Annotated in this window: 8 protein-coding genes; 3 read left to right on the top strand and 5 right to left on the bottom strand. The window is 70.9% G+C overall.

Annotated elements, in window-relative coordinates:
- Positions 1–32: 32 nt before the first annotated feature.
- From OQ02_RS11395 to OQ02_RS11410, 4 genes are all read right to left on the bottom strand, one after another.
- Positions 33–5,012 (bottom strand): NAD-glutamate dehydrogenase, encoded by a 4,980-nt coding sequence (locus tag OQ02_RS11395; RefSeq protein ID WP_033438334.1) that lies wholly within the window; start codon positions 5,010–5,012, stop codon positions 33–35.
- 194 nt (positions 5,013–5,206) lie between these two features.
- Positions 5,207–9,922, bottom strand: coding sequence for a hypothetical protein (locus tag OQ02_RS43670; RefSeq protein ID WP_156076983.1), 4,716 nt, complete (start codon positions 9,920–9,922; stop codon positions 5,207–5,209).
- Between the two features lie 54 nt (positions 9,923–9,976).
- Positions 9,977–11,653, bottom strand: coding sequence for an energy-dependent translational throttle protein EttA (gene ettA / locus OQ02_RS11405; RefSeq protein ID WP_033438335.1), 1,677 nt, complete (start codon positions 11,651–11,653; stop codon positions 9,977–9,979).
- Positions 11,654–11,971: 318 nt separating this feature from the next.
- Entirely contained in the window at positions 11,972–12,463 is a 492-nt protein-coding gene (locus OQ02_RS11410; RefSeq protein ID WP_051772173.1) for a single-stranded DNA-binding protein, read from the bottom strand.
- A gap of 163 nt (positions 12,464–12,626) precedes the next feature.
- Between OQ02_RS11410 and OQ02_RS11415 the strand changes: the two genes are divergently transcribed.
- The 3 genes from OQ02_RS11415 to OQ02_RS11425 are packed head-to-tail and all read left to right on the top strand — an operon-like array spanning position 12,627 to position 14,996.
- The gene (locus tag OQ02_RS11415; protein WP_051772174.1) at positions 12,627–13,226 is read left to right on the top strand and encodes a TetR/AcrR family transcriptional regulator; all 600 of its coding nucleotides are present in this window, start codon (positions 12,627–12,629) and stop codon (positions 13,224–13,226) included.
- 14 nt (positions 13,227–13,240) lie between these two features.
- On the top strand, positions 13,241–14,170 hold the full coding sequence (locus OQ02_RS11420) for a daunorubicin resistance protein DrrA family ABC transporter ATP-binding protein (protein ID WP_033438336.1): 930 nt from the start codon (positions 13,241–13,243) through the stop codon (positions 14,168–14,170).
- 13 nt (positions 14,171–14,183) lie between these two features.
- Positions 14,184–14,996 carry an ABC transporter permease gene (locus tag OQ02_RS11425; RefSeq protein WP_033438337.1) on the top strand — a complete coding sequence of 271 codons (813 nt, stop codon included), beginning with the start codon at positions 14,184–14,186 and terminating at the stop codon, positions 14,994–14,996.
- A gap of 4 nt (positions 14,997–15,000) precedes the next feature.
- Here the strand turns inward: OQ02_RS11425 and OQ02_RS11430 are convergent, their stop codons facing one another.
- Complete coding sequence (locus OQ02_RS11430) at positions 15,001–16,953, bottom strand: cytochrome c oxidase assembly protein (RefSeq protein WP_033438338.1); 1,953 nt, start codon at positions 16,951–16,953, stop codon at positions 15,001–15,003.
- Positions 16,954–16,997: the final 44 nt, after the last annotated feature.

The raw sequence follows: 16,997 nt of genomic DNA on the forward strand, positions 1-16,997 counted from the left end.
GCACCCCACAGCGGGGCGCCCGACCGGCGTCGTCAGCGGATCATGCTGCGGACCTGGCGGGCCGCGACGGACAGGGTGGCCAGGTCCAGCTTGGACACCCGGTTGATCTCCTCCAGCGCGGCGCGAGCACGGCCCAGGCGGGACGAGTTCGCCTGCTCCCACTGCGCGATCTTCTCCTCCGCGCTGTCACCCGGCTCGGACGACCGCAGCACGTCGATCGTGATCGAGCGCAGCGACGAGTAGAAGTCGTCCCGCAACGCCAAGCGCGCCAACGCGTGCCAGCGGTTCAGGCGTTCCAGGCTCGACACCGAGCTGAGCATCCGGTCCACGTCCAGGTGCTCGGACAGCGCGAAGTACAGCTCGGCCGTCTCCTCGTGCGTCCGCTCCCGACCGGTCGCGCCCTCGCCCTCCTCGCGCTCGGCGAGTTCCGCGACCTCCGTGACGTCCAGCAGCCCGTAGGTGAACAGCAGCCCGGCGATCCGGCGCGCCAACGTCACCGGCACGCCGTGCGCCACCAGCCGCTCGACGTGGTCGATCACGGTCTGCTTCTCGTGCCCCTTGAGCATGTCGATCGTCTTCGGCACGAGGGCGCCGACCACCGGGGCGAACCGGCTGATCGTCGACCCGACCGCGAGCGGCTGGGGGCGGTTGGTCAGCAGCCAGCGCGACGCGCGGTCGAGCAGGCGACGCGTCTCCAGCACCATGTCGTCCTGGACGTCGGTCGGGATGACGTTGTCCAGCGCCCGGATCTCCCGCCACAGGGACGGCAGGTCGTAGATCGCCGTGACCACCGCGTACGCGCGCACCGCGTCCGTCGCCGAGGCGCTGGTCTCCTCGGCCAGCCGGAACGCGTACGACACGCCGCCGCCGTCCACGACCTCGTTGACCAGCACCGTGGTGATGATCTCGCGGGACAGCGGGTGGTTGCCGATGGCGTCGGCGAACCGCTCCCGCAGCTCGCTGGGGAAGTAGTCGGGCAGCCGGCGGGCCAGCACGTCGATCGTCGGCAGGTCGCCCGCGAGCACTTCCTCCTTCAACGCCAGCTTGACGTGCGCCAGCAACGTCGCCAGCTCCGGTGACGTCAGACCCTCGCCCGCCTTCTCCAGCGCCTTGAACTCCGCCACGCTGGGCAGCGCCTCCAGCGAGCGGTCGAGCGCGCCGCGCTGTTCGAGATCGGCGACGAGCCGCGCGTGCACCGAGAGCATCGGTGCGGCGTGGGCGCGGGAGATGCCCAGCACGAAGTTCTGCGAGTAGTTGTCGGCCAGCACGAGTTCGCCGACCTCGTCGGTCATCTGGCCCAGCAGCTCGTTGCGCCGCACCTGGTCGAGCCGGCCGTCGCGCACCAGCTCGTCCAGCAGGATCTTGATGTTGACCTCGTGGTCGGAGCAGTCGACGCCCGCCGAGTTGTCCAGCGCGTCGGTGTTGACCTTGCCGCCCTGTCCGTCCGGTCCGCCCGAGCGGGCGAACTCGATCCGGCCGCGCTGGGTCAGGCCCAGGTTGCCGCCCTCGCCGATGACCTTGACCCGCAGTGCCGCGCCGTCGACCCGGATCGCGTCATTGGCCTTGTCGCCGACCTCGGCGTGCGATTCGGTGCCCGCCTTGACGTACGTGCCGATGCCGCCGTTCCAGAGCAGGTCCACCGGCGCCAGCAGGATGGCCTTCATCAGCTCCTGCGGCGACAGCTTCACCACGTCCTCGGGCAGGCCCAGGACCTCGCGGACCTGCGCGCTGACCGGGATCGACTTCACCGAGCGCGGCCACACGCCGCCGCCCTCGCCGATCAGCGAGCGGTCGTAGTCGTCCCACGACGAGCGGGGCAGGTCGAACAGCCGCCTGCGCTCGGCGTAGGACGTGGCCGCGACGGGGTTCGGGTCGATGAAGATGTGCCGGTGGTCGAACGCCGCCACCAGCCGGATCTGCTCCGACAGCAGCATGCCGTTGCCGAACACGTCACCGGACATGTCGCCGACGCCCACGACGGTGAACTCGTCCGACTGCGTGTCCGTGCCCAGCTCGCGGAAGTGCCGCTTCACGCTCTCCCACGCGCCCTTGGCGGTGATGCCCATCGCCTTGTGGTCGTAGCCGACCGAGCCACCGGACGCGAACGCGTCACCCAGCCAGAAGCCGTAGGACTTCGACACCTCGTTGGCGATGTCGGAGAACGCCGCCGTGCCCTTGTCCGCCGCGACCACCAGGTACGCGTCGTCGCTGTCGTGCCGGACGACCTGCGGCGCCGGGATCACCGTGCCGGAGTTCAGGTTGTCGGTCAGGTCCAGCAGGCCGGAGATGAACTGCCGGTAACAGGCGATGCCCTCGGCCAGGAACGCCTCGCGGTCCGCACCGGGGTCACCCGTCGGCGCCGGCGGCTTCTTGACGACGAACCCGCCCTTGGCGCCGACCGGCACGATCACCGCGTTCTTCACCGCCTGCGCCTTCACCAGGCCCAGCACCTCGGTGCGGAAGTCCTCGCGCCGGTCGGACCAGCGCAGACCGCCGCGCGCCACCGGGCCGAACCGCAGGTGCACGCCCTCCAACCGCGGCGAGTACACGAAGATCTCGAACCTCGGACGCGGCTGCGGCAGGTCCGGGATCGCGCGCGGGTCGAGCTTCACCGCCAGGTACGGGCGCGGGTTGCCGTCCGCGTCACGGACGAAGTAGTTCGTACGCAGCGTGGCCTGCACCAACGTGAGCAGGCTGCGCAGGATGCGGTCCGCGTCGAGGCTGGTCACGTCGTCGATCATCTTGGTGATCGCGCCGACGAGGTGCTCGCTGTGGTCGGCGCGGTCCACGTCGGTCAGACCCGGGTCGAACCGCGTCTCGAACAGCCGCACCAGGGCCGTGGCGACCTCGGTGTGCGCGAGGACCGCGTCCTCGATGTAGTCCTGGCTGTACGGGGTGCCCGCCTGGCGCAGGTACTTGGCGTAGGCGCGCAGCATCGCCGCCTGCTGCCACGTGACGCCCGCCTTGAGCACGAGCGTGTTGAAGCCGTCCACCTCGGCCTCACCGCGCCAGGCCGCGCCGAACGCGTCCTGGAAGCGGGTGCGGATCGACTCCATGTCGTCGGTGGACAGCTGGTCCAGCGTGCCCTGGTCGATGCGCAGGCCGAAGTCGTAGATCCAGCACTCGACGCCGTCGTCGCGGGACAGCTCGTACGGGCGCTCGTCCACCACGACCACGCCCATGCGCTGCAACATCGGCAGCACGTCGGACAGCGTCAGCCGGGCACCGACCAGGAACAGCTTGAACCGCCGTTCACCCGGCTCGGCGTCGCGCGGCGTGTAGAAGGCCAGGTCAAGGTCGCCCGGCCGCAACGCCTCGATGCGCAGGAAGTCCGCCAGGCCGTCGGCCGCGGCGAAGTCCTCCTTGTAGGCCTCCGGGAAGGCCGCGGCGATCCGCTGGCCCTGCTCGGACGACGACTCCGCGCCCAGACCGGCGCCCTGGCCCTCCACGACCGCCTCGGCCATGCGGTCGTCCCAGGTGCGGACCGCCTCGGCCAGCAGCTGCTGGATGTAGGCGGTGTCCGGCTCCGCCTGGCGGCTCGGGTCGGTGTGCACGGTGAAGTGCACGCGGGCCAGCGCGGACTCGCCGATGCGCGCGCTGTACTCCAGGTTCACGCCGCCGAGCTGGTCGATCAGGACTTCCTGCATGGCCAGCCGCGACGTCGTGGTGTAGCGGTCGCGCGGCAGGTAGACCAGGCACGAGTAGAAGCGGCCGTACGGGTCGCGGCGCAGGAACAGCCGCAGCCGGCGGCGTTCGGCCAGCGCGATCACGCCCGTGACGGTCTGGTACAGCGTGTCCGTGTCGACCGAGAACAGCTCGGTGCGCGGGTAGTTCTGGATCACTTCGAGCATCCGCTGGCCCGAGTACGAGTGCAGCGGGAAACCGGCGCGGTGGATCACGTCGCGGACCCGGCGTTCGACGGCCGGGATGTCCAGCACGTCCTCGTGCAGCGCCGTGGTGGAGAAGACGCCGAGGAACCGGTGCTCGCCGTTCACGTTGCCGTCGGCGTCGAAGGTCTTCACGCCGACGTAGTAGGGGTAGACCGAGCGGTGGACGCTCGACTGGGCGCTGGCCTGCGTCAGGACGAGCAGTTCCGGTGACAGTGCCTGCGCGCCCGCGTCCGGGCCCGCGGTGAGGCTGCGCGCCGCGAGGCTGTCCTGTCTGAGCACACCCAGGCCACTGGCGAGGACCGCTCGCTGCGCGGGTTCGCCGTCCGTCGCCGGGTCGTCGCGGACCAGCTCGTACTGGCGGTAGCCGAGGAACGTGAAGTGGTCGTTCGCCAGCCAGCGCAACAGCTTCGCGCCGTCCAGGACCTCGTGGTCGGGCAGCGGCGGCGGGTCGGACTCCAGCTGCTCGGCCAGGTGCAGGGCCGTGCCGACCATCTTGTCGGTGTCCTCGACGACCTCGCGGACGTCGTTGAGGACGGTGTGGAGCTTGGACTCCAGCTCACGCGCCCGGTCGGGGTCGGTGAGCAGGTCCACCTCGATGTACATCCAGGACTCGGCGATCGCGTCGCCCTGCGGGTCGGCCGGGTCGGCCTTCGGCAGCACCTCCTGGAGGGCGCCCGTCACCACGTCCCGGCGCACCACGACGATCGGGTGCACCACGCGCTGCACCTGCACGCCGCCGCGGGTCAGCTCGGAGGCGACCGAGTCGACCAGGTACGGCATGTCGTCGGTGACCACCTGCACCACCGTGGCGGGGCACGTCCAGCCGTCGTGGTCGCGGGTCGGGTTGAGGATCCGCACCACCGGGCGGCCGGGCACCCGTGTCTCGGCGAGCTGGTAGTTCGAGCGCACCGCACCCACCAGGTCCACCGGGTCGTCGTCGTTGACTTCCTCGGCGGGGACGTGGCGGTAGTACAGGCGGATCAGGTCGGCGAGCTCGGGGGCGTTGGCGGCGGCCCGTTCGATCAATTCGTCACGAGCCTGTTCGGGACTGGCCGTGCGGGCCGCGCCGACGTCGTGGCGGGCGGCGAGCTCGGGTCGGGACGGGACTCCAGTCGGGGTCATGTTCAGGCGGCTCCACGCTATCCGGCACCTCTGTGTGCCGGGTCCGCACACCACTAAACCAGACGCCGTCGATCCCGTTCGCCGCAACCCTGGCACTGAATCGAACCACTTGCCGGAAAGTAGCAAAATGACTACGGGCCAGGCTATTTCCCGCTTTGTTACCCGCGGGGAACCTTATTAGAACCTCAAATTATTCACGACTCGGGAAGTGTCCAGGTGTCGAACCGGGGTGCGGGTTCGACGCGTCGGATGGGTGCGGTGGTCTCGGCGGCGGACTCCGGCGGCGGGCCGACCGGCGTGATCGGCACGGTGTCCTCGTCCACCCTGCCGGCGGCCTCGTCCTCCCGCCGGGCGTCCTCGTAGGCGACCAGGGCTTCGGCCAGGAGTTCGGCGAGGCTGAGGTCGCTCTTGTGGCGGCGTGAGGCGCGGGTGGCGCTGGGCGATTCCAGGGCCGGGGGCGTGGGTTCGACGATGGCGGGGAGGTCGATCGTCTTGCCGCCGACGACGACCGCGGTGACGAACGGATCCTTCGCCGGGTCCTCCCCCGGGACGTCGGCGGCCGGGGTATCGGCGGTCGGGGCGTTGACAGACGGCGCGTCGGCGGTCGGGGCGTCGGCGGTCAGGGCATCACCGGCCGGCATATCGACAGCTGGAGTGTCGGCGATCGGGGCAGCGGCAGCCGGCACGTCGGCAGCCGGGGCAGCAGGCTCTGCCGGGACGACCGGTGCTGCCGTCGTGACACCGTCTGGGACACCAGTCGGGATGTCGACTGGTGCGGCAACCGGCGCATCGACTGGCGCGTCAACCGGCGCGTCGTCGTGCTCGACGTCGGCGGCACTCAGGAAACCGGTCGACCCGAACGCCGCCGGCGCCGACTCAACCGCCTGGGCCGAGGGTGCGGCCACCTCGGGCGAGGGGTTCGACGGCACCGGGTCGGGAACCGGCACCGGAGGGACCTGATCGGGCTCCGGGACGACCGGAACCTGGTCCGGTTCAGGCCTCGGCTCAGTCATGGACTCGTTCACCTTCGGCGCAGCCGCATCGGGATGCGCCAAGTCGGACACCAAGTCGGACGCCGAGCCCTGCGCGGGCACGGTGGCCATCGCCGAGAAGTCGGGCAGCGGCGAGGCGAAGTCCGGCACGGGCGGTGGCGGGAAGTCGGGCGGGTCGGGCACCCGGGCGGTGGGGATGACCGGCCCCTTCACGAAGGCCGCGCCAAGGCCGACCGGCGGGACGTCGTCGCGCACGGCGGGCTGGACCATCGTCGGCGAGTCGAACATGTCGATGGACGGTTCCTCGGTGCGCAGCCGTTGCGGCGCCTCCACCCGCCACTGCACGGGTTCCGGCACAGCTTCGGGTTGCGTTCCGGGCTCCGCCTGCGGCAGTTCCGCCTCCTGAGTCGGAACGGAAACGGCGGCGTCCTCCTCGACATCACGGGCACGTCGGCGTCCGCCGGTGCGTTGCGAATCGAGGAGCCCGGCGGCCTTCAGGGCGTCCAGCACATTCGGGTCGGACCCGTGATCACCGGAGGTACGTTCGCTGTCGCCCTCGGTGGCCTCACGAGCAGCCCGCCGACGCCCACTGCGCACGACTCCGGCGGCGGCGATCAACCCTGCCGCGGGCACAGTTCGCTCGCCGGCCTCGTTTTCAGGGGTCGAAGGAGAGGCTCCCACCGCGTCCGCTCTGCTCACTTCGCTCGCAGCGCCGGATTGACCAGCACCAATCTCCCGGCCGCCGTCGGCAGCCGTCACGCTGAAGCCACTTCCGACAATGTCCGAATGGTGCCCGCCAATTCCCCCGTCGGCACCAACCTGCGGCGCACCGGAAGAAGTCACGGATTGGTCCGCCACAGCCGACTCCAAGTCACGAGCCGCCAACGGCCCTCGCCCCACTCCGGCAGCACCACCACCGGGCGAAGCAGCACCGGGCGAGACCCCGGCGCTCATGCCACCGTCGCCAGACCCCACACCGCCGCCGTGGCCAACGCTCGGCGCACCCGCCCCGTGCTGCGCAATCCCGAAGCCCCCACCCCCACCAAGCCCAGCCCCCGTACCGCCCACGAAGCCACCGGCCGAAGTGACGGATTGGTCGCGCGAGGCCCCAGCGGGACTATTAGCCGACACGGCGGAACCACCGGTCAACATTGCGGAACCCTTACCCACAGCATCGACCGGTACAGCGCCCGGCACGGCGGAACCGTGACGCGCAACTCCGGCACTGCTCTCAGCCGACGCGGCGGGATTCTGGCGCACAGGGCCGGGGAAGCCGCCGGCTGGCGTGGCGGAACCTTGGTGAACAACGCCGGCAGGCTTGTCCCCCAGCGCTGACGAGTCATGGCGCCCAGCGGCGGAAGGACCGTCAGCCGACACGGACACCGACACCGCCGAATCGTCGCGGACACCGCTGGCAGGGTCACCGGTCGGCGCTGCGGCACCGTGGCGGGCACCTCTCGGCGGGCCACCAGCCGACTCCGCAGCGTCCTGGCGCATGGCCTGCGCTTGGCGGGAGCTGCCGGTGCCGCCGTCGTTGAACTCCGCACGGGCCAGACCTGCATCGGCGGCAGCGTTGGCGGCGGCGGCGATGTTGGCGCTGTCCGGGGCGGGAGTGGTTGCGGCGGCTGCGGCGGGGTGGGGCATGCCGGAGGGGACCTGGTTGAGGTTCGGGGTGCCGTGTGGTGACACGGATGAGTGCGGCCTCGCTTGGCCACTCCTCGCGTGTTCCGGGCGGCCTTCGGTCGCGGCCGGCCCGGTCCCGGGTGCCTGGGGCTGGGTCGTCTGGCTGCCGGAGTGTGAGGTCGGAGCCGCCTGAGATCCAGGCGCTTGGGACTGGAATGCCTGGGGTCCGGTCGGCGCGGCCTGTGGCGTCTGCGTCGCAGAAGCCTGGGCCTGGGCCTGGGCCGCCTGGGTACCGGACGGTGCGATCGAGGCCGCCTGCATCCCAGACAACTGGGGCCCGGCCGCCTCGATGCCGGACGGTGCGGTCGGAGCCGCCGGAGTTCCAGGCAGTTGGGACTGGGCCACCTGGGCACCGGACAGCGAGGTCGAAGCCGCCTGCATACCGGACAGCGAGGTCGGAGCCGCCGGAGTTCCGGGCAGTTGGGACTGGGCCGCCTCGGCACCAGACGGTGCGGTTGGAGCCGCCGGAGTTCCAGGCAATTGGGACTGGGCCACCTGGGCACCGGACAGCGAGGTCGGAGCCGCCGGAGTTCCAGACAGTTGAGACTGGGCTGCCTCGGCACCGGACAGTGGGGCCGAGGCCGCCTGCATACCGGACGGGGAGGTCGAGGCCGCCGGAGTTCCAGGCGGTGGGGGCTGGGCCGCCTGAGTTTCGGGCAGTGGGGTCGGAGCCGCCTGGATCGCGGGCGGTGGGGTCGGGGGTGTCTGGATGCCCGGCGGTTGCGTCAGGGGCGCCTGGGTACCGGCCAGTGAGGGCTGTGGCGTCGGGGTGCCGGGCTGCGAGGGCTGGGGGGTGCGGGTGGGAGCCGGTTGGATGGCTGCTGCGGCGGCGGATGCGGCGGCGGCTTGGTGGTGGGCTGGGGGGTGGGGCTCTGCCGCTTGTGCCGCTCCGAACTCCTCCGCGAGCACTTCCGCGAACTCTGCCGCGTCGTCCAACGCCTCCGCGCTGCCGAACGGCTGCACCAAGCGCCAGCGGTCGGCGGCGTGGGCCCTTGCTGCCGAGATGCCCTCCGCCGTCATGTCCTCGGCCGCACGCCGGGAGCGCTTGACGCGGACGCCCTCGTTGCGGTGCATCTGCACCGGGCGCCACTGCCGGAGTTGCTGCTTCGCCTCGGGTGCGAGAGCGGTGTCCGCAGGAGGCGGTGCGGTTTGGGTTCCGGTGCGGAGCAGGGCGGCCAGTTCGTCGTGCAGGCTGCCGGCCGGCGGCCGGTGGACTCCGGAGAACTCGGCCGCCAGCCGCGCCCGCACCGCGTAGACGGCCCGTGCACGCCTGCGCTCGGCCGCGTGCGCCGAACGCAGGTTGGCCAAGGCCTCCGTCAGGTCGCCGCCCACCTCGTGCACGTGGGCGAGCGCCAGGAGGCTTTCGCTCAGGAGCAGGTCCAACTGGTGCCGTTCCGCGCTGTCCGCCGCGTCACGGAGCAGGTCACGTGCCTGGTCGACCCGCCCTGCCGGGAGGTGGACCCTGGTGGCCAGGGCCAACCGGAGCCAACCCGCCGTGGACGCGGACGGTGCCCGTACCGGGCGTTCCAGGAGCGGGGTGCCGGCTTCCGACGCCTCGCCCGGCTTGTTCAGGTCCAGCAGGGCGCAGACCAACTCCACGGTGAGCCTGCCGCGCACCTGTCCGTTGTCCGACTCCGCCTCCTTGAGGCGGTCCAGCAGGTCCAGGCCGTCGCGGCACGCCGCGGTCGCCGCTTGGAGGTCTCCCCAACGGCGGTGTTGGCCTGCCGAGGCGGCGCGGAGCAGGGCGCGGTGCAGGAGGGTCGTGTCGTGGTCCAGCAGCGGGTCCGCCTGGTAGAGGCGGTCCGCTTCGTCCAAGGCCTGGGACAGCGCGTCGCCCCGACCCACCGAGACCAGGCACTCGCTGGCCTGGACGAGCGCGGCGGCGCGGAGCCCCGGTGGGACGTTCTCGGCTTCGAGGACGGGTCGGACCGCCGCGAAGCCCGTCAGGGGTGCCCCGACCGACCTGGCGCTGTCCGCCAGTTCGACGCGCAGCCGCCAGGCCGTTTCCTGCTCGGACTCGGACTCGGCCGCCTTGAGGGCGTCCAGCGCCCGGTCCGCGGTCCGCACTCCCCGGCCCATGCGGTTGCTCGCGAAGACCACCAGGGCCTCCGCGCGCAACCTGTCCACCTCGTCACGGCGGGCCGAGGCGAGGGCGACGGCGCGCTCGCCCAGCACCAGAGCAAGCTCCGGTGCCCGCCAACGCAACCGCCAGGCGGGCACGACCAGCGTGCTCACCTCGACGTCCGCCCGCGCCTCGCCCCTCGCCGCCACGATGCAGGTTCCCTGCTCTCAGTCCCGCGTGAGCTTGCGGTAGGTGACGCGGTGCGGCCTTGCCGCCTCCGCGCCGAGTCGATCGATCTTGTTCTTCTCGTAGCCCTCGAAGTTGCCCTCGAACCAGTACCACTTCGACGGGTTCTCGTCCGTGCCCTCCCACGCCAGGATGTGCGTGGCGACGCGGTCGAGGAACCACCGGTCGTGCGAGATGACCACGGCGCAGCCGGGGAACTGCTCCAGCGCGTTCTCCAGCGAACCGAGCGTCTCGACGTCCAGGTCGTTCGTCGGCTCGTCCAGCAGGATCAGGTTGCCGCCCTCCTTGAGGGTCAGCGCCAGGTTGAGCCGGTTGCGCTCACCACCGGAGAGCACGCCCGCCGGCTTCTGCTGGTCCGGACCCTTGAAGCCGAACGCGCTGACGTACGCCCTCGACGGCATCTCGACGTTGCCGACGTGGATGTAGTCCAGGCCGTCGGAGACGACCTCCCACACGTTCTTCTTCGGGTCGATGCCGCCGCGGTTCTGGTCGACGTAGGACAGCTTGACCGTCTCGCCGATCCGCACGGTGCCCGCGTCGGGCTCCTCCAGCCCCACGATGGTCTTGAACAGCGTCGTCTTGCCCACGCCGTTCGGACCGATGACGCCGACGATGCCGTTGCGCGGGAGGCTGAACGACAGGCCGTCGATCAGCACCCGCTCGCCGAAGCCCTTCTTGAGCTTCTCCACCTCGACCACGACGCTGCCCAGACGCGGGCCCGGCGGGATCTGGATCTCCTCGAAGTCGAGCTTGCGGGTCTTCTCCGCCTCCGCGGCCATCTCCTCGTAGCGGCCGAGGCGGGCCTTGGACTTGGCCTGGCGGGCCTTGGCGCCCGACCGGACCCACTCCAACTCGTCCCGGAGTCGCTTCTGCAGCTTCTGGTCCTTCTTGCCGGTGACCGCGAGCCGCTCCGCCTTCTTCTCCAGGTAGGTGGAGTAGTTGCCCTCGTACGGGTGGGCTCGGCCGCGGTCGAGTTCGAGGATCCACTCGGCGAGGTTGTCCAGGAAGTACCGGTCGTGGGTGACCGCCAGGACGGCGCCCGCGTACTGCGCGAGGTGCTGCTCCAGCCACAGCACGCTCTCGGCGTCCAGGTGGTTGGTGGGCTCGTCGAGCAGCAGCAGGTCAGGCTTGCTGAGCAGCAGCTTGCAGAGGGCGACCCGGCGGCGCTCGCCACCGGAGAGCGTCGTGACGTCGGCGTCCGGCGGAGGGCAGCGGAGGGCGTCCATCGCCTGGTCCAGCTGGGAGTCGAGGTCCCACGCGTTCGCGTGGTCCAGGTCCTCCTGGAGCTGGCCCATCTCCTCCATCAGCTCGTCGGAGTAGTCGACGGCCATCTTCTCGGCGATCTCGTTGTAGCGGTCTAGCTTCACCTTGATCTCGCCGAGACCCTCCTGGACGTTGCCCAGGACGGTCTTCTCCTCGTTGAGCGGCGGCTCCTGCTGGAGGATGCCGACCGTGTAGCCCGGCGCGAGGAAGGCCTCGCCGTTGCCCGGGGTGTCCAGGCCGGCCATGATCTTCAGCACGCTCGACTTGCCGGCGCCGTTGGGACCGACGACGCCGATCTTCGCACCGGGGAGGAACATGATGGTGACGTCATCCAGGATGACTTTGTCCCCGTGCGCCTTGCGCACCTTCTTCATGGTGTAGACGTACTCGGCCATGCCCGCGATCGTAGAGCGGTGCCGATCGGGCCCGAACCTCGGACGCCGGCAACGGACGTGGGCGCAGCGCAGAGTTAACGCGAACGTGGGTCGCCCCCGCCCGTGACCCGGTCGGACGGCACGCCTGGCGCGACCCCGCGACCAGCGCCTCCGATCGGATGCGCGAACTCGATGCGCTGTCAAACCCCGATGCCTGCGCACGGATCCGGCCCTGGCGCCGGCCCGACGACCTCCCTCCTCCACGCTCGCAACGGCGACGACTGCCCGCGCATTGTCCGCCCGGAGCGGGCGAACGGAACCCCATGTAGCCCGATCGGCTCAGAACGGCACTTCGGCCACCTCCTTCGGCGCCTCCGACCCGACCGAGAGGACGAGCGGCAGCTCGTCCGGCTTGCGGGGCGCGACGATCTCGGGTGCCGCACGGGCCTCGATCGCGTCCGGCGCGAGCCTGGTCCGCAGGGCTGTCGCGGTGCACAGGGCGAGGTTGGGGCCGATCGCGGTGGCCTCGACCTCGACGAGTTGGCTGACCTTCCCGTCGTGCTCCACGTCCTTGATCGCCAGCCGGCCGGTGACCACCACCGGGTCACCCCTGTTCAACGACGCGTGCGCGTTGTCCGCGAGCATCCGCCAGCAGGTGACCGTCAGGAACATCTTCGCGCCGTCGCTCCACGTGCGTTCCTGCTGGTCCCACACCCGCTCCGCGGTGAACAGCCGGAACTTCACCCGGCTGAACCCGGTGCCGACCTTGGTGTGGGTGACCGGGCTGGCGACGTTGCCGCAGATGGTGACCCTGCACTCGTTGTAAGCCATTTCCGCCTCCTGTCGTGGATCGCTTGGGACCAGGTTGCCGGGGGTCGAGGTGCGGGGACAGGTGCGGTTGGGGATCTGTGGACAACTGCTTGGGACACGCATAATCGGATGAGTGAGCGCTCACTCGTTGACATGAGTGAGGACTCACTCATATGCTGGCGGCATGCCCGAGGACATCACCCGACGCCGTCGGCGCGCGCCCGCGATGAGCCCCGAGGACCGCCGCGAGGCGATCGTCACCGCCACCGTCCCACTGCTCTTCGAGCACGGCGCCAACGTCACGACCAGCCAGATCGCCAAGGCAGCCGGCATCGCGGAGGGCACCGTCTTCCGGGCGTTCAAGGACAAGCAGGAACTGATCCACACCTGCGTGCGGACGGTCCTCGCGATCGACTCCGAGCTGGAGCTGATCGAACAGGCGAGGCAGGCGGGCACCCTCGCCGAACGCCTCTCCTGGGCCATCAGCGCCGTCTCCAGCTACCTCGACCGGCTGTGGAAGCTGATGAGCGTGCTCCGGGACTCGGGCTACGACCCGCAGGCCGACCACAAGCACAAGGGCCCGCCGCCGGAGATGCAGCGGATCGCCGAGCAGGTCGCGTCGCTGTTCGGCCCGGACGACGACCTGCGCGTGGACCCGTCCCTGGCGGCACGGCTGCTGCTCGGGCTCGTGTTCACGAACCGCATGCAGGGCAAGGGCTTCGGCGACTCCACCGCCGACTCCGACCTGCTCGTGGAGCTGTTCCTGCACGGCGTGAAGAACTGATCGAGGGGGATGCAGTGAACGACCTGATGATCGAAGCGACCGACGTGGGCAAGGCGTTCGGCACGGAGAAGGCACTCGACGGGGTGAGCATCGCCGTGCCGAAGGGCACGGTGCTCGGCCTGCTCGGGCACAACGGGGCGGGCAAGACGACGCTGGTCAACGTCCTGACCACGATGCTCCCACCGGACTCCGGCAGCGCCAGGGTAGCCGGGTTCGACGTGGTCGCACGGGCGCACGAGGTGCGCAGCCGGATCGGCCTGACCGGCCAGTTCGCCGCCGTGGACGAGCAGCTGTCCGGCCTGGACAACCTGATCCTGATCGCCCGGCTGCTCGGCGCGAGCCCGCGCGAGGCCAGGGCGAGGGGCCACGAACTGCTGGAGCTGTTCGGGCTGGCCGACGCCGCGAAGAAGCAGTCCCGCAGCTACTCGGGCGGCATGCGGCGACGCCTCGACCTGGCCGCGAGCCTCGTCGGCCACCCCGAGGTGATCTTCCTGGACGAGCCGACCACGGGCCTCGACCCGGCGAGCAGGCTCGGCCTGTGGGAGATCGTGGAAGGCCTGGTCACCGACGGCACCACGGTCCTGCTCACCACCCAGTACCTGGACGAGGCCGACCGCCTCGCCGACTCGATCACCGTGCTGTCGAAGGGCAAGGTCGTCGCCGCGGGCACCAGCGCCGAGCTGAAGGCCCAGGTCGGCCAGCGCACGGTCACCGTCACCCTGGCCGACGCAGCGGACGTCACCAAGGCCTCCGCCGCCCTGGAACGGGCGGGTCTCCAGCCCGTGAGCGCGCTGAACACGCTGACCGCGCCGGTCACGTCGTCCCGCGAGATCGCCACCGTGGTCCGCGCCCTGGACGAGGTCGGCCTGGAGGCCACCGAACTGGCCCTGGGCGAACCGACCCTGGACGACGTGTACCTCACCCTCGCGCAGCACGCGGCCTGAACAGGAGCCCCGAATGACCACCACCACCGCCGCACCGCCGCAGACGCGCTGGCGCGGAACCGACTTCGGCACCCAGGTGCTCGTGCTGACCCAGCGGTCGCTGCGCACGCTGGTCAGCGACCCGCGGATGATCGTGTTCAGCATCCTCCAGCCGCTGATCATGCTCACCCTGTTCAGCCAGATCTTCGCCAGCATCGCCAACACACCGGGCTTCCCGCAGGGCGTCGCCTACATCGACTTCCTGATGCCCGCGATCCTGGTCAACACGGCCATGCAGTCCGCGCTCCAGGCCGGCGTCGGCCTGGTCACGGACATGAAGAACGGCGTGCTGGCCCGGTTCCGCTCGCTCCCCATCCGGTCGGGCTCGGTGCTGGTCGCCAGAAGCCTGTCCGACCTGGTCCGCACGGCCTCGCAGCTGCTGCTGATGCTGGTGTTCGCGGTCGTGGTGTTCGGCTTCGCCCCCGCGGGCGGCGTCGTGGGCATCGCCGCGGCACTCGCGCTGGCGCTGGCCGTCGGCTGGGGCCTGGGCTGGATCTTCCTGGCGATCGCCGCGTGGCTGCGCAACGCCGAGCTGATGCAGACCGTCGGCTTCCTGGCCATGTTCCCGCTGATGTTCGCGTCCAGCGCGTACGTGCCGGTCAGCGGCCTGCCCGGCTGGCTCCAGGCGGTCGCCAACGTCAACCCGCTGACGTTCGCGGTCGACGCGGCCCGCTCGCTGGCGCTCGACCAGCCCGTCAGCGGTGTGGTGGGCGCCCTCGCGACCAGCGCCGTGCTCGCCGCAGCCGGCTGGATCATGGCCGTGAAGGGCTTCCGCCGGCCGCTGTGAAGGGTCAGTCCTTCCCGGACATCTTGCGCAGCATCGCGTTGTACGCGACGAGGTCCGCGTCACCGTCCGCGTCGGCCCGCCGGTCAGCCCGGCGGGCCTCGCGGCTGTCCGACCTGGCCCACTGCACCAGCAGCGCCACCATCACCACGATCAGCGGCACCTCCCCCGCCGCCCACGCGATACCGCCGCCCAGCCGCTGGTCCTCCAGCTGCGACGTCACCCACGGCAGGCCCAGCGAGCGGTAGAAGTTGTCGCCGATCCCGGTCTGCGAGCTCATCAGCACGATGCCGAAGAACGCGTGGAACGGGATCGAGGCGAACAGCAGGCCCAGCCGTCCCAGCGGCGGCAGCCGGTTCGGCGACGGGTCGATCCCGATCACCGGCCAGTAGAACGTGTAGCCGACCAGGATGAAGTGGGCGTTCATCGCCAGGTGCGCCCAGTGGTAGTCCAGCGCCCAGTCGAACAAGCCGGAGAAGTAGAGGCCGTAGAACGAGCCGACGAACAGCGCCAACGCGATGAACGGGTTCGTCAGCGCCTTCGCCACCGGCGAGTGCACGAGCGCCAGCAGCCACTCGCGCGGCCCCGGTGGATTGGCCTTGCCCGCCGGGGGCAGCGCGCGCATCGCCAACGTCACCGGACCGCCCAGCACCAGCAGGACCGGCGCGAGCATGGACAGCAGCATGTGCGCTTCCATGTGGACGCTGAACATCGCCGCCGAGTACCGGCCGACACCGGACGACGTGGCGAACACCACGGTCAGGCAGCCCGCGATCCACGCGATCGTGCGGCCGACCGGCCACGCGTCACCACGCTTGCGCAGCAGCCACACGCCCACCGCGTAGAGCGCGGCGAGGGCGAGGAAGACCGTGCCGAAGACCAGGTTGAACCGCCAGTCGAAGAGCAGCCGGGCCAGGGTCGGCGCGCCGGCCAGGTCGTAGCCGATGCGCAGCTCCACCGTGCTGGGCAGCACCCGGCCCTCGACCGGCGGAGGCGTGCGGCTCAGCGCGGCGGCCAGGCCGATCGTGAGGAACATCAGCAGCACCTCGACGCCCGCGAGCTTGAGCAGCGAACGCCCGGAGCCCGTCGCGACGACCTGCTTCACGCTCTTCTCGCGCTGGAAGTACCCCACGACGCCCAGCACGACCAACGCGAGCGTCTTGCCGAGCACCAGCAGGCCGTAGTCGCTGCTCAGAAGCTGGTCCAACGGCAGCCGCACCCACGCGTTGACCACGCCCGAGGCCGCCATCACGATCCAGCAGACCAGCGCCATCCTGGAGAACCTCGTCGTCGCCAACGCCAGGTGGTCGCCGCCCCGCCGGCCGTGCGCGAGCAGCGCGATCAGACCGCCGACCCACAACGCCGCCGCGATCAGGTGGTACAGCAGGCTGTCCGTCGCCACGTCGTGCGCGCCGCCGCCCGACGAGTGCCCCGTCACGGCCACCGGGACCAGCGCGAACACCGACACGAAGAACAGCACCGCGGTCCAGTTCCACGACAGCACCAGCCGGCAGCCCAACGCCAGCAGCGCCACCACGACCGCCGTGACCATCCACGCCTTGGCCTGCTCCATCAGGCCCGCGACCTGGAACAGCACCGACGGCTCCAGCAGCGCCGTCACCGGCTGGCCCAGCGCGTCCGCGACCGTGAACGGCACCGACAGCACCGCGCCCAGCGTCCACACCAACGCCGCCCCGCCCGCCGTGCGCAGGGCCGCGTAGCCGTCCGCCGCGAGCGTGCCGTTCTCCTGCGGCGGGACCAGGAACGCCGCCAGCAGCAGCGAGCCGATGGTCACCACGGCCGCGGACTCGGTCAGCACGCGGACCACGATCAGCGCCGGGCGGTCCGCACCGGTGATCGTGAGCAGCCCCACCGCGACCAGCGCGGCGACCGTCGAGCCGACGATCAGCAGCGGGATCAGGCCGGTGCGCTGGGTTCGGGTTGGCGCTTCAGTGGGCACGCCACGAGCGTAGGCGGCGGCGCCGGGCTGTCACCAACCGCCGG

Source organism: Saccharothrix sp. NRRL B-16314 (genome assembly GCF_000716595.1).
GTDB lineage: Bacteria > Actinomycetota > Actinomycetes > Mycobacteriales > Pseudonocardiaceae > Actinosynnema.

Coding starts and splice junctions, on each gene's coding strand:
- OQ02_RS11425 (WP_033438337.1), top strand. CDS start 14,184: ATGACCACCACCACCGCCGCACCGCCGCAGACGCGCTGGCGCGGAACC.
- ettA (WP_033438335.1), bottom strand. CDS start 11,653: ATGGCCGAGTACGTCTACACCATGAAGAAGGTGCGCAAGGCGCACGGG.
- OQ02_RS11395 (WP_033438334.1), bottom strand. CDS start 5,012: ATGACCCCGACTGGAGTCCCGTCCCGACCCGAGCTCGCCGCCCGCCAC.
- OQ02_RS11415 (WP_051772174.1), top strand. CDS start 12,627: ATGCCCGAGGACATCACCCGACGCCGTCGGCGCGCGCCCGCGATGAGC.
- OQ02_RS11410 (WP_051772173.1), bottom strand. CDS start 12,463: ATGGCTTACAACGAGTGCAGGGTCACCATCTGCGGCAACGTCGCCAGC.